The organism is Thermobifida fusca YX (genome assembly GCF_000012405.1).
GTDB classification, from domain to species: Bacteria; Actinomycetota; Actinomycetes; order Streptosporangiales; family Streptosporangiaceae; genus Thermobifida; species Thermobifida fusca.
Map to the genome: position 1 here is coordinate 382,244 of NC_007333.1, position 12,891 is coordinate 395,134.

General features: G+C 69.4%; 11 protein-coding genes. 3 read left to right on the top strand and 8 right to left on the bottom strand.

Annotated elements, in window-relative coordinates:
- Window positions 1-30 precede the first annotated feature (30 nt).
- Window positions 31-2,361 carry a molybdopterin guanine dinucleotide-containing S/N-oxide reductase gene (locus TFU_RS01685; RefSeq protein ID WP_011290787.1) on the bottom strand — a complete coding sequence of 777 codons (2,331 nt, stop codon included), beginning with the start codon at window positions 2,359-2,361 and terminating at the stop codon, window positions 31-33.
- 127 nt (window positions 2,362-2,488) lie between these two features.
- Here TFU_RS01685 and TFU_RS01690 point away from each other — a divergent pair, with 127 nt between their 5' ends.
- A complete protein-coding gene (locus TFU_RS01690; protein WP_011290788.1) occupies window positions 2,489-3,445 on the top strand; it encodes an HpcH/HpaI aldolase/citrate lyase family protein in 957 nt (318 codons plus the stop codon).
- Between the two features lie 36 nt (window positions 3,446-3,481).
- Here the strand turns inward: TFU_RS01690 and TFU_RS01695 are convergent, their stop codons facing one another.
- Complete coding sequence (locus TFU_RS01695) at window positions 3,482-3,907, bottom strand: hypothetical protein (RefSeq protein WP_011290789.1); 426 nt, start codon at window positions 3,905-3,907, stop codon at window positions 3,482-3,484.
- A gap of 141 nt (window positions 3,908-4,048) precedes the next feature.
- Between TFU_RS01695 and TFU_RS01700 the strand changes: the two genes are divergently transcribed.
- Together TFU_RS01700 and TFU_RS01705 are read left to right on the top strand one after the other, a co-directional pair.
- The gene (locus TFU_RS01700; protein ID WP_011290790.1) at window positions 4,049-4,747 is read left to right on the top strand and encodes a response regulator transcription factor; all 699 of its coding nucleotides are present in this window, start codon (window positions 4,049-4,051) and stop codon (window positions 4,745-4,747) included.
- Window positions 4,747-6,186 carry a HAMP domain-containing sensor histidine kinase gene (locus tag TFU_RS01705; protein ID WP_011290791.1) on the top strand — a complete coding sequence of 480 codons (1,440 nt, stop codon included), beginning with the start codon at window positions 4,747-4,749 and terminating at the stop codon, window positions 6,184-6,186. Before TFU_RS01700 ends, TFU_RS01705 begins: the two co-directional genes overlap by 1 nt.
- Window positions 6,187-6,282: 96 nt before the next feature.
- Here the strand turns inward: TFU_RS01705 and mnhG are convergent, their stop codons facing one another.
- Genes mnhG through TFU_RS01735 form a run of 6 tightly spaced genes read right to left on the bottom strand, consistent with a single transcriptional unit; the run spans window position 6,283 to window position 12,886 of the window.
- Window positions 6,283-6,630, bottom strand: coding sequence for a monovalent cation/H(+) antiporter subunit G (gene mnhG / locus TFU_RS01710; protein WP_011290792.1), 348 nt, complete (start codon window positions 6,628-6,630; stop codon window positions 6,283-6,285).
- Window positions 6,627-6,917: a monovalent cation/H+ antiporter complex subunit F gene (locus tag TFU_RS01715; protein ID WP_011290793.1), complete on the bottom strand. Its 291-nt coding sequence runs from the start codon at window positions 6,915-6,917 to the stop codon at window positions 6,627-6,629. The genes mnhG and TFU_RS01715 overlap by 4 nt, the downstream gene beginning before the upstream one ends.
- Window positions 6,914-7,489, bottom strand: a complete 576-nt coding sequence (locus tag TFU_RS01720; RefSeq protein WP_011290794.1) for a Na+/H+ antiporter subunit E — start codon at window positions 7,487-7,489, stop codon at window positions 6,914-6,916. The genes TFU_RS01715 and TFU_RS01720 overlap by 4 nt, the downstream gene beginning before the upstream one ends.
- Complete coding sequence (locus tag TFU_RS01725) at window positions 7,486-9,129, bottom strand: Na+/H+ antiporter subunit D (protein ID WP_011290795.1); 1,644 nt, start codon at window positions 9,127-9,129, stop codon at window positions 7,486-7,488. The genes TFU_RS01720 and TFU_RS01725 overlap by 4 nt, the downstream gene beginning before the upstream one ends.
- Window positions 9,129-9,941, bottom strand: coding sequence for a Na(+)/H(+) antiporter subunit C (locus tag TFU_RS01730; RefSeq protein ID WP_011290796.1), 813 nt, complete (start codon window positions 9,939-9,941; stop codon window positions 9,129-9,131). The genes TFU_RS01725 and TFU_RS01730 overlap by 1 nt, the downstream gene beginning before the upstream one ends.
- The gene (locus TFU_RS01735; protein ID WP_011290797.1) at window positions 9,938-12,886 is read right to left on the bottom strand and encodes a Na+/H+ antiporter subunit A; all 2,949 of its coding nucleotides are present in this window, start codon (window positions 12,884-12,886) and stop codon (window positions 9,938-9,940) included. Before TFU_RS01735 ends, TFU_RS01730 begins: the two co-directional genes overlap by 4 nt.
- Window positions 12,887-12,891: the final 5 nt, after the last annotated feature.

Genomic DNA, 12,891 nt, shown 5'->3' on the forward strand with positions numbered 1-12,891 from the left:
TTGAGGGACCCCAGGGGGAAGTCCTCCCGGTCAATGGGTGTGTCCGACGATACGCGGGGGGACGAACGCGCGTACCGGGGGCGGCGCACCGTCGAACCGTTCGACCTCGACTAGTGTCACCTGGCCGGTGCAGCCTTGGCTCAGCCGCGATGCGCCCACGTCGATAGTGACCGCATTCGGGTTGCCGTGCACGCAGGTCGCCGTGTCCGGCGAGGACGGGTCGAACCAGGCACCCGTGGACAACTGCACCACACCCGGCCGCACCCCGTCGTCCAGTACGGCGCCCGCCAGGCAGGAGCCCCGGTCGTTGAACAGGCGTACCACATCGCCGTCGGTGATGCCGCGCGCAGCCGCGTCGTCCGGGTGCAGCCGCACCGGGGCACGATCGGCGATCTTACCTGCCCGGCTGTGGGCGCCCATGTCCTGCTGGCTGTGCAGTCGGTCCTTGGGCTGGTTGGCGACCAAGACGAGCGGCCACTGCTGGGCGCGCGGCGTCCCCGGCCGCTCGGGCGGGTCCAGCCACGTCGGATGCCCCGGGCAATCGGGGTAGCCGAACCCGGCGATCGTCTCCGAGTACAGTTCGATGCGTCCGCTCGGCGTGCCCAGCGGATGCGCCTGCGGGTCGGCACGGAAAGCACCGAAAAATGTGGTATCCATCACGCGGTGCGGGATGTCGACGCCCCCATCCGCCCAGAAGCGGTCGAAGTCCGGCAGCTCCACCTCCGGCCCTTGCCGTTCACGCCACTCCTCGTACAAGTGGCGGAGCCACTGCCGGACGTCGCGCCCTTCCGTGAACTCCTCCACTGTGCCCAGCCGCTCCGCCAGACCGGTGAAGATGGCGTACTCGTCACGGGCCGCACCGTGCGGCGGCACCGCCCGCCGCATCACCCGCAGCCGCAGATCCCCGCGGCTCGCCGCGAAATCCTCGCGTTCCAGCGACGTGGTCACCGGAAGCACCACGTCGGCGTGGCGGGCCGTCGCCGTCCAGTGCGTCTCGTGAACCACCACCGTGTCCGGGCGGGCGAACGCCCGCCGCAGCCGGGCCAAGTCCTGGTGGTGGTGGAAGGGGTTGCCGCCCGCCCAGTACACGAGGTGGATCTCGGGGTAGCGCAGCCGCTGCCCGTTGAAGTCAAACGGCTCTCCCGGGCACAGCAGCATGTCAGCGATCCGCGCCACGGGGATCAGCGTGTCCACCGGGTTGCGGCCCTGCGGCAGGCGGGGCAGCGCGCGCGGAGTGAACCCGCCCCCGTAGCTGCCCATCGACCCGTACCCGGTGGCGAACCCGCCCCCGGGGAGACCAATCTGCCCCAGGCAGGCGGCCAGGGCCAGCCCTGCCCACAGCGGCTGCTCCCCGTACCGGGCGCGCTGCACCGACCAGCCGACATTGATCAACGTGCGCCCCTGGGCCATCCGCAGCGCCAACTCCCGCAGCTCAGCCGCGGGGATTCCGCTGAGCGCCGCCGCCCACTCCGGGGTCTTCGCCACCCCGTCGCGCTTCCCCAGCACGTAGTCGCGCAGGTGCGGCCAGCCCACCGTGTACCGTTCCAGGAACGCGGTGTCGACCCGGTCTTCAGCGATCAGCGTGAAGATGAGGGACAGCAGGATCGCCGTGTCCGTGCCCGGGACGGCCGAAAGCCAGCGGGCGTTGAGCTCGGCAGCGGCGTCGTCCCGCAGCGGACTGATGGACACGAACTCGGTGCCCCGACGCGCCGCCTCCCGCATCCCCCCTTCCGCGGTGTGCGCGGCCCGCCCGCCGGAGGCCACCCACGTGTTGGACACGCGCAGCCCGCCGAAGCTCACCAGCAGGTCGGTGTGCTCCGCGATCGTCTCCCACGTCGGGGCGCGGTACAGCAGTGCGTGGGCGCCCTCAGCACCCACCACGTGCGGCAGGAACACTTCGGCGGCCCCGTGGCTGTACGTGGCCACCGACCGGGTGTAGCCGCCGATCGTGTTGAGGAAACGGTGCAACTGGCTTTGCGCGTGGTGGAAGCGTCCCGCGCTCGCCCACCCGTAGGAGCCGCCGAAGATCGCCTCGTTGCCGTAGGTGCGCCGCACCCGGTCGAGTTCGGCGGCGAGCAGGTCGAGCGCGGTATCCCAGTCCACTGCCACGTACTCGTCGTCGCGCTCCCCGCGCTGCGCATCCGGACCGGGGCCGTGCTCCAGCCAGCGCCGGCGCACCGCGGGCCGATCGATCCGCGTGGGATGGTGCTGGGCGTCCGGCACGTTGTCGATGAGCGGGGAAGGCGCCGGATCCGCCGGGTCGGGGCGAACCCCCACCACGCGGCCGTCGCGGACCAGGACTTCGAACGTGCCCCAGTGCGCGCTGGTCGGATACGCCTCCACCGGACCGGTGTTCGTCATGGCCCTCCCGTCTCCCGCATCGACTGCTCCGCGCGCCAGCTTAGGGGCCCCGCGCCGGCTCCCCAACCCCTGTTTTGTCAGGATGGGGGCGGTAATACCGGTGTTTTCTCAGTTCAGGGAGTCAGCCATGAATGCGGTCGCGTCGCGTTCGCGACGGTCGGTGCTCGCGGTCCCGGCATCCAACCCCCGGTTCATTGAGAAGGCCCGCGGGCTTGCGGTAGACGCCTTCTTCCTCGACCTGGAGGACGCGGTCGCGCCATCGGAGAAAGAGAGAGCCCGGGAGGCCGCGGTCGCCGCGCTCAACGAGGGCGGCTGGGACGGCAAAGTGCGCACCGTCCGCATCAACGACGCCACCACGGCCTGGGCCTACCGCGACGTCATCACCGTGGTGGAAGGCGCCGGAGCCGCACTGGACTGCCTGGTGCTGCCTAAAGTCACCGGTCCCGCCCCCATCCTGTGGCTGGACACGCTGCTCACTCAGATCGAACGCGCAGTCGGCCTGGAAGTGGGGCGGATCGGGATCGAAGCGCAGATCGAAGACGCGCGCGGACTGACCCGGATCAACGAGATCGCTGCCGCCTCACCCCGCGTGGAAACCCTCGTCTACGGCCCCGCCGACTTCATGGCCAGCATCAACATGAAGACGTTGACGGTGGGGGAGCAGCCCCCCGGCTACGACGTCGGCGACGCCTACCACTATGTGCTTATGCGCATCCTCACTGCCGCCCGCGCCCACGACCTGCAGGCGATCGACGGCCCCTACCTGAAGATCCGCGACGTGGACGGCTTCACCCGCGCCGCGCGGCGCACCGCGGCCCTCGGCTTCGACGGCAAATGGGTGCTGCACCCCGGCCAGGTGGACGCGGCCAACGAGGTCTACGCCCCCACCCAGGAGGACTACGACCACGCGGAACTCGTCCTGGACGCCTACGACTACGCCACCAGGGTGCAGCGGCGCGGCGCGGTCATGCTCGGCGACGAGATGCTCGACGAAGCGTCCCGCAAGATGGCGCTGGTCATCGCGGCCAAGGGACGCGCGGCCGGTATGAAACGGACCAAGACGTTCGTGCCCGACACCGAGTAGACCCGCATCCTTGCGGGGACGCAGGCCCGTTCCCGCTCACCGCACGGGGCAGGGCGGGCGCATCCCGTCGATGAGCAGGGTCAGCCCCATGCCGACCAGCCACACGTCTTTGGCGAGGGCGAGGCCTTGGGGAGTGGGACGGATCCCGTCCTCCATGCGCGCGCCCGGCTCCGTGAAATAGTGGCCGAGCAGCCCTGCCCCGAACACGGTGAGCGCCGCGCCCACCAGGGCACTGGGCAGCAGCGGCAGCAGCAGGGCGGCGCCCAGCCCGATCTCGCTGTTGCTCAGCATCCGGGTGAACTTCTCCGGCGGCATGTCCCGCAGCGTGGGCAGCACTCGGGAAGCAGCGGAGTGCAGGTAGGCTGCGGTGTCCGCGTCCGCTTCCCGTTTGTTCAGCCCGGAGTTGAGGATGTACGCGCCCGCGGCGAGCCGGATCGGCAGGTGGGCGATACGGAAAGCCATATGCTCCTCCACAGAGGTGGTGGACCGGAAAACGGCCTTCCACTACCCGTTTTCCGCGGGCCAACCGCACGCCCGGCTTTTCTCACCACACTTGGCGCTTCCTCTTACCGACCACTAACCCCCATAGGTGACGATGAGGATATGAGCCCTGCCCGCACCGTGCTGATCGCTGACGACGACCGCGCTATCCGCGAGTCCCTCGAACGGGCGCTGCAACTGGAGGGATACCAGACCCGCACCGCCGCCGACGGTGTGGAGACGCTCGCCGCAGTGCACTCCGACCCCGTGGACCTGCTCATCCTCGACGTGATGATGCCGGGGGTCGACGGGCTCGGCGTGTGCCGGGTGCTGCGTGCTGAAGGGGACCGCACCCCGATCCTCATGCTGACCGCGCGGGTGGAAACCTCTGACCGGGTCGCTGGACTGGACGCCGGAGCCGACGACTACCTGCCGAAGCCTTTCGAACTCGACGAGCTCCTGGCCCGTATCCGGGCGCTGCTGCGCCGTGCCGCGCCCACCACGGGGGAGGGGGCCGCGGAGCCGCTGATCCAAGTCGGCGACCTCCGCATCGACCCGGGGGCGCGGCGCGTCTGGCGGGCCGGACGCGAAGTGGAACTGTCCAAAACCGAGTTCGACCTGCTGGAGCTGCTGGCCCGCAATGCGGGGATCGTGCTGGACCACTCCACGATCTACGACCGGATCTGGGGGTATGACTTCGGTCCCGAATCGAAGAATCTGGCGGTCTACATCAGCTATCTGCGCCGCAAACTGGAGCCGGAAGGCACCACACCGCTGATCCAGACGGTCCGCGGCGTCGGCTACACCCTCAGGCCGAAGTAATGGGCGCTGCCGCTGCCCTAGGGGAGAAGGTCCGCGGCTGGGTCCGCGGGCTCGGGGGTGCCAGTCTCGGCACCCGGTTCGCGGTGACGTTTGCCGCGGTCGCTGCCGCGGTGATCGTGCTGATGGGGTCGCTCGCCTACAGTGCTGCCGCCACCCTGATCCGCAACAGTGCGGAACAGGAGTTCAACGCCACCGTCTCCAACGTCGCCCAGACGCTGCGGAACTCGTCGACCGGCAACAGCCGGTTCCACGAGTTCACCCTCGTCCACTCGGAGAGGTTCTCGTTCCAGCTCATCAACGGGGCGGGCGAGATCATGGTGCCGCTGGGCGGCGGCCGCGCTTCGGCTCCGCTGCCGGTCACCGAAGCCGACCGCGCTGTGGCCGGGCACTACGCTGGCGGGCTGGTCCACTTGCGGGACGACAATGCGCTCGGGGAGCCGCTGCGCGTGGCCACCGTCTCCTTCGGCCAAGGGCTGGGCGCGGTGCAGATCGTGCAGCGCCTGCAACCGACCGAGCGGCTGCTGGACACTCTGGCCGCGCAGTTGGTGGTGGTCGGCGTGGTGGCGCTTGTCGGTGCCGGACTCGCCGGCTGGCTGGTGGCGCGTCGCATCACCAGCCGCCTGGTGCGGTTGACTGAAGCCGCCGAATACGTCACGTCCACGGGGCGGCTGGACCGGGCCGTCTCGGACGGCGGGACCAGTACGGGAGGCCGGGACGAGGTGGGACGGCTCGGCGCCGCGTTCAACGAGATGCTGGGCAGGCTGGCCGCCGCGAAAGAAGAGCAGCGGCGGCTGGTGCAGAACGCTTCCCACGAGCTCCGCACCCCCCTGACCAGCCTGCGGACCAACGTCAGTGTGATGAAGCAGTTCGACCGGCTCTCCCCGGAAGCGCAGCAGCGGCTCGTCGACGACCTGCAAGGGGAGACCCGGGAGCTGACCGACCTGGTCAACGAGCTGGTCAGCCTGGCGACCGAGACCTACCAGGACGAGCCGGTCCAAGAAGTCGTGCTGCGGGAGGTCGCGGAGCGGGTAGCGGCGCGCAGCCGCCGCCGCACCGGCCGGGAGATCATTGTGGACGCGGACGACAGCGCGGTGCTGGGGCGGCCTGGTGCGTTGGAGCGCGCGATCTCCAACCCGGTGGAGAACAGCGCCAAGTTCGACCCGGAGGGCACGGCCCCGATCGAGATCCACATCCGCGACGGGGTGGTGGAGGTCCGGGACCGGGGGCCCGGGATCGCGGAATCCGAGCTCGCTCACATCTTCGAACGCTTCTACCGTTCCCCGGCCGCGCGCGGCCTGCCCGGCTCCGGGCTCGGCCTGTCCATGGTCCACGACATTGCGGCTGCCCACGGCGGCACCGTGTTCGCCTACAACCGGGAGGGCGGCGGCGCGGTGATCGGCATGCGGCTGCCGACGATCCCCGACGAACCGCCGCAGTGACCGCACCCTGGGCCCGCTCGAGACACCACAAGGCCGCAGACGGGGTGGACCCGTCCGCGGCCTTGGTACTAGCTGCTCACGCAGCGCACGCAGGGGTCAGCGCGGTTCAAGCTGCTCTTCCAGCTCGTCCACCCCGATGAGGTCCCGGCGGACCCGTCCGGTCCGATACGCCACCCGGGCCGCAATGTGCGAGGCGACCGGGACGGTGAGGATCTGGAACAGCACCACTAGGAACAGGAAGCCGACTCGCGGGTCGGGGAACAGGCGCAGCCCCAACCCGACCGAGATGAGCACCAGGCCCATCACCTGCGGCTTCGCCGCGGTGTGCATGCGGGACAGCAGGTCGGGGAACCGCACCAGGCCGACTCCTGCCGCGAACGACAGCGCCGCCCCCAGCAGCAGGAGGATCACGGAGATCCAGTCGAGTATTTCCGTCCCTGTCACTGGTCGACCCCCTCCGACTCGTCAATCCCCCGCTGCCGCCGTGCCACGAACCGGGAGACACTGACCGAACTCACGAATCCCAGCACCGCCAGCACCAGCATGGTGGGCAGCACGGTGGGGTCGCGGTGGAATGCTGCGTACGCTCCGATCCCGGTGATCGCCGAGGCCAGGAGCACGTCGACCGCGAGCGCCCGGTCGAGGATGGTCGGCCCCAGCAGCAGCCGCGCCATGCCGAGCAGGGACGCGGCACCGAGCAGCACCCCGATCACGGTCCACAGGTAGATCATGTGTCGCCTCCCGCCTCGACGCGTTCGATCTCCTCCCGGGTGCCGAACGCCCGCGCCACCCGCTCTTCCAGGGCGAAGACCTTGCGCCGCGCGTCTTCCGCGGCGTCCACGTCGGTGCCGAGCATGTGCACGAACAGGGTGAAAGTCCCGGAGCGGACCTCCACGATCACACTGCCGGGGATCACCGAGACGCAGATGGCGGTGATGGTGAGCAGCAGGTCGGAGCGGGTGCGCAGCGGGATGGCGAGGATCGAGCTGCGCGGGGGGCGCCGGGCGAACGACTGCGCGACCACGCGGGCGCTCGACACCACCAGGTCCACGATGAAGTGGCCGAGGAACACTGCGAGCCCCACCGGGTGCAGGCGCAGGCCCAGCGACACGGTCGGCAGCGGAAACACCAGCATGATGAGCGTGCCGACCAGGACGCCGCCCAGTGCCATGGTCAGCGACAGCTCCCCGAACAGCAGCATCCACACCACGGTCAGGGTGAGCAGGGTCGGCAGGTTGATGATCCGCCGCCCGATCCGCAGATCCAGCGGCGACCGCTTCGGTATCACCGACGGCGGGGTCACTGGGCAGCACCTCCCGGGATCACGGCGTTCAGGTAGGACGTCCGGGCCGTGAGTTCGACCGCGGCCTCATAGCTGTAGTTGATGAGCGGTCCCGCGAACACGGTGAACGCCACGCCCAGCAAGACGAGGGCCACCGTCGCTCCCAGCATCAGCGGCGGGAACACGTCGGAGGTCACCACGGCTTTCCCGCCGATCCCGGTCGGGGCTCGGCCTGCCGGAATCGGCACGGCGTTCCCGTTGGGCAGGTCGGAGGATTCGTCCTCGGAGCTTTCCAGCAGGGTGCCGAGCGCGACAGGCCGGCCTTCCTCCGGGGCGCGCCAGAACGCGTAGTTCCACAGCCGCACGATCGAGTACAGGGTGAGCAGGCTGGTGGCCACGGCCCCGCCCACCAGCAGGTAGGCCAGCGGCGACCCGTCCTGGACGCCGGCCTGGATGAGCCCCAGTTTCCCGAGGAACCCGGAGAGCGGGGGAATCCCGGCCAGGTTCATCGCAGGGATGAAGAACAGCACGCCCAGCACGGGGGAGATCTTCGCCAACCCGCTCACGTTGTTCAGGGACGAGCTGCCGCAGCGCCGCTCCACCAGCCCGGCGACCAGGAACAGGGTGGTCTGCACCGTGATGTGGTGGGCGACGTAGAACACCGCGCCCGACATGCCGTGGACACTGGCCAGCCCGATCCCGAACACCATGTAGCCGATGTGGCTGACCAGGATGAACGACAGCATGCGTTTGATGTCGGTCTGCGCCATCGCGCCGAAGATCCCGATCACCATGGTGGCGAGCGCCGCCCACAGCAGGAGCGTGTCCACCACGCTGTCCTCGGGGAACAGCAGGGTCTGCGTGCGGATTATCGCGTAGACGCCGACCTTGGTGAGCAGCCCCGCGAAGACCGCGGTCACCGGGGCGGGCGCGGTCGGATAGGAGTCAGGCAGCCACGCCGAGAGCGGGAACACCGCGGCTTTGATGGCGAACGCCATCAGCAGGATCGCCTGGAGAGTCAGTTGCAGTTCGGTCGGCAGTTCCGCGAGCCGCAGCGCCAGGTGCGCCATGTTCACGGTGCCGGTGGCCGCGTAGATCAGGGCGATAGCGATCAGGAACACCACGGACGAGAGCAGCGACACCACCACGTAGGTGGATCCCGCCCGGATCCGGGCGAGGGTGCCGCCCTGCGTCATCAGCACATAGCTGGAGGTCAGCAGGATCTCGAACCCGACGTACAGGTTGAACAGGTCCCCGGTGAGGAAAGCGTTGGACACCCCCGCCACCAGGATGAGGAACGTGGGGTAGAAGATCGCGAGCGGAGTGGCTTCCTCCTGGTCGGCGATCCCCTGCCCGATGGAGTACACGAGGACGCCCAGGGTGATCGCTGAGGAGACGGTCACCATCAGCGCGGAGAGCCGGTCCGCGACCAGGGTGATCCCGATCGGGAACTCCCAGCCGCCCACCTGCACGACCTGGGGTCCGTAAGCGTGCACCCCGAACAGCAGTGCCCCGCCCGTGGCCAGTACCACGACCAGGGCGACCACGCTGATCATCTGGTTGAGGAGGGGGGAGCGGACACCGATCGCGAACTTCAGGCCGGCCGCGAGGAGCGGCACCACCACCGGCAGCGGCACCAGGTAGGGAAGAAGGGCCTCCATCAGTAGTCCACCCCCTGCATGTCGCTGTCTTCGGCTCGGGCCAGGCGTTCGCGTTCTGCGCGGATGCTCGCACGCAGCTGCCGTTTCTGGGCGCGGATGCGCTGGCGCAGCTCCCGCCGCAGGCGGCGTTCGTACTCCCGGTCGGCACGCCGGTGCTCAGCGAGCTCCTTGCGGGCTTCCCGCACCCGCCGTTTGGCCTCATCCAGCGCGGCCGCTTGCGCGTGGTCGGCTTGGAAGATGATCCGCTCCCGGTCTTTGTCGTCCGCGGCTTCCAAGCGTTCGTCCAGGTCGCGGCGGGCCTGGGCGATCTGTTCGCGGAGGATCGCCCGCTCGGCTTCTTCCAGTTCGTCCTGCGCTTCGATCTGCGCTTCCAGTTCCATCCGCTGGGCGCGGATCGCCTGGCGCAGCGCCCGTTTCTGCGCGCGGATGTACTGGCGCAGGCGCCGCCGCTCCCCGCCGGTGGCGATACGCCGGTCTTCCGCGTCGTCCTGGACTTCGTCGTTGCCCTGCAGCTGCCAGCTCCGGTAGGCCATGGCCAGCAGGAACGCGGTCACGCCCAGGGTGATGACGATCGCAGTGAGGATCATCGCCTGGGGGAGCGGGTCAGCCATCTCCCCTTCCGGGGTGAGGCTGAGGAGCGGTGGTCCCCCCGCGGCGCCCCCTGCGGACAGGATGAGCAGGTTGACGCCGTTGCCGAGGAGGACCACGCCCAGCAGGATGCGGGTGAGGCTCCGTTCCAGCAGCAGCGTCACCCCGGCAGTCACGAGGACACCGATCACGATGACGAGCAGGAGGGTAGGGGTGTCGTTCACGCGGTCACCTCCTCGCTTTCGTATTCGGGTGCCTTACCGGTACGGCTGTCCTTCTCAGCCTGTTCGTCGATGCCCGCGCCGAGGCTGTACAGGATGTCCTGGATGAGGCCGATGACCAGCACGTAGACACCGAAGTCGAAAGCGAGTGCCGAGGTGAGGTGGATCGGCTCCAAGAAGGGCAGGTGCAGGTCGAACGCCCCTCCGGCGAAGATCTCGGTCCCGAAGATGGCTCCGGCCAGTGCCGTGCCCGTGGTGATGGAGAGCCCGAGGCCGATGAGCAGGCCCGGGGGGAGCCGCAGCGAGAGGTACAGCTCGTGGCGGCCGCCCGCCAGGTAGCGCACCATGAGGCCGAGGCCCGCGACGATGCCGCCCGCGAATCCTCCTCCGACGTGGCTGTGCCCGGTGAGCAGGAGGAAGACGGAGATGAGGATGATCACGGGGAACATGAGGCGCGCCACGACCTCGAAGATGATCGACCGGCGCTCTTGCGCGAGGGTCAGCACCCCGGGCAGCCACAGCGGCTTGTGCGCCACGCGGGGGGTGATGATGTCGCCGACATAGGTCAGCGGCAGCGGCGACCATTCGCTTTCCCCGTTGGAGGGCGGCTGGGGGAGCCGCGCCACGATTCGCCCGGTTTCGATGTGGGTGTGGGGCAGGCGGGTGCGGCGCCGGACGAACAGCAGGCTCGCCACGCCGGCGGCGACCGCGGCCAGCACCGAGATCTCCCCCATGGTGTCCCAACTGCGGACGTCCACCAGCAGCACGCTGACGATATTGCTTCCCCCGGCTTCTTCCGCCGCGGCGGGGAATCCTTCGGAGATGGATTCGGCCTGCCGTCCCGCGAGAGTGAGGTAGGCCATGACAGCCACCAGGATTCCGCTGCCGATGCCGATCGCCAGGTTCACGAGGCGGCGGCTGCGGAGCACCGGCGTGGAGAACTGGGGTGGGAGGCGCCGCAGCACGAGCACGAACACGACGAGGCTGACGGTCTCCACTAGGAACTGGGTGAGCGCCAGGTCGGGGGCGCCGTGCAGGGCGAACAGGGTGGCGGTGCCGTAGCCGGTCATGCCGACGAGCACTACCGCGAACAGCCGCCCGCGCACGATCAGCGTCCACAGCGCCGCAATGATGATGATCGCGGCCGGGATGAGCTGGGGCGGCGTGTCGATCCAGCGCACCGGCGGCACGTCCAGCGTCCACAGCCGTCCCCACACGATCGGCGCCGTGCTGACGACGAGCAGGGACACGAGGATCGTGCCCAGGTAGAGCGGGAGGGACCCGCGCTGGGTGAGGCCGGTGACCTGGGTGGCGAAGCTGGAGAGGTAGTAGACGATCCGCCGGTAGACGTTCCCGGCTTCGGGAAGCGCGAACCGGGCGCCCAGCCACGCGACCATGACCCGCCAGCGGAACAGCAGGAGACCGCCGGCCAGGCAGAGCGCGGTCAGCAGCAGCGGGAGGGAGAAGCCGTGCCAGAGCGCTAGGTGGGCGGGGTCGTGCCCAGCGCCGGGAACGGTGTCGGCGTAGCTGGCGAACACCGGGTCGGCGAGGGACGCGCCGAACCCGCCGAGGAGGCTGAGGGCCGCGAGGACGATGGCGGGAGCGACGAACAGCGGTCCCGGGGGATGGAGGAGCGGAGTGGGGGAGGTGTTCTCTTTGTCGAAGAACGCGCCCCAGAGGAACCGCAGGCTGTAGCCGACGGTGAAGAGCGTGCCGACCACCACTCCGGCCAGGGCGAGGGTGGCGAGGAGGGTGTCGGCGTGCTCGAACGCGCCGAACGCGGCCTCTTTGGCGGCGAACCCGGCCATGGGCGGCAGGCCGGCCATGGACATCAGTGCGACTACCGACGTCCAGAACACGACGGGCATCTTCTTGCGCAGCCCGGACAGCTCCCGCAGGTCCCGCGTTCCGGTGCTGTGGTCGATGATGCCGACGACGAGGAACAGCGGGGCTTTGAACAGTGCGTGCGCGCACAGCATGGCCAGTCCGGCGAGTGCGGCATCCCGCGTCCCTATGCCGAAGATCGCGGTGAGGAAGCCGAGCTGGCTCACGGTTCCGTGGGCCAGCAGCAGTTTCAGGTCGTGCTGGCGCAGGGCCCGCCACCCGGACCCGATCATCGTCGCTGTGCCGAGGATGACCGCGGTGTACTGCCAGGCCGGGATGTCACCGAAGGCGGGGGTGAGCCGTGCGATCAGGTACACCCCGGCTTTGACCATGGCAGCGGCGTGCAGGTAGGCGCTGACCGGGGTGGGGGCCTGCATGGCTGCGGGAAGCCACAGGCTGAACGGGAAGATCGCCGACTTCGACAGGGCACCGACCAGGATCAGGACGAGCGCCACGGTGACGGCGGTCCCGCTCGGCGGCTCGGCAAGGATGCCGGAGATGAGGTAGGTGCCCGCGCTTTCCCCCAGGATGACCAGGCCGACCAGCATGGTGAGGCCGCCCATGGTGGTCACGTTGATCGCCATGGCTGCGGCACGCCGGTTGTCGCGCCGCTCGGGGTAGTGGCCGATCAACAGGTAGGAGAAGACGGTGGTCAGCTCCCAGTACAGGTAGAGCTGGATGAGGTCGTTGGCGAGGACCAGGCCGATCATGGCACCGGCGAAACCGGTGAGGACTCCGGCGAAGCGGCCGAGGCCCGGTTCGTCGTCGCTGAAGTAGCGGGCGCAGTAGAGGAGGATGAGGGCGCCGATCCCCGCTGCCAGCAGCAGCATGACGAGGCTGAGCGCATCCATGCGGAAGGCCAGGGCCAGCTGGTAGTTGGGCGCCCATGGGAGGAAGAACAGTTCCGGTTCACCGGCGATCACGCCTGGCGCCCGGGGGAGTGCCCAGATTGCGGCGCTCGCGGGGACAAGTGCGAGCGCGAAGAAGGCCTGCCGCCCCCACTTACGGACTAGCGCCGGAGCTAGTGCCGCAGCCGTGAAGTGCGCAACCAGTAGCCATATCAATATGC

Bases quoted from the DNA above. Each gene is read 5' to 3' on its own strand.
- TFU_RS01685 (WP_011290787.1), bottom strand. From the start codon at position 2,361: ATGACGAACACCGGTCCGGTGGAGGCGTATCCGACCAGCGCGCACTGG.
- TFU_RS01690 (WP_011290788.1), top strand. From the start codon at position 2,489: ATGAATGCGGTCGCGTCGCGTTCGCGACGGTCGGTGCTCGCGGTCCCG.
- TFU_RS01695 (WP_011290789.1), bottom strand. From the start codon at position 3,907: ATGGCTTTCCGTATCGCCCACCTGCCGATCCGGCTCGCCGCGGGCGCG.
- TFU_RS01700 (WP_011290790.1), top strand. From the start codon at position 4,049: ATGAGCCCTGCCCGCACCGTGCTGATCGCTGACGACGACCGCGCTATC.
- TFU_RS01705 (WP_011290791.1), top strand. From the start codon at position 4,747: ATGGGCGCTGCCGCTGCCCTAGGGGAGAAGGTCCGCGGCTGGGTCCGC.
- TFU_RS01715 (WP_011290793.1), bottom strand. From the start codon at position 6,917: ATGATCTACCTGTGGACCGTGATCGGGGTGCTGCTCGGTGCCGCGTCC.
- TFU_RS01725 (WP_011290795.1), bottom strand. From the start codon at position 9,129: ATGGAGGCCCTTCTTCCCTACCTGGTGCCGCTGCCGGTGGTGGTGCCG.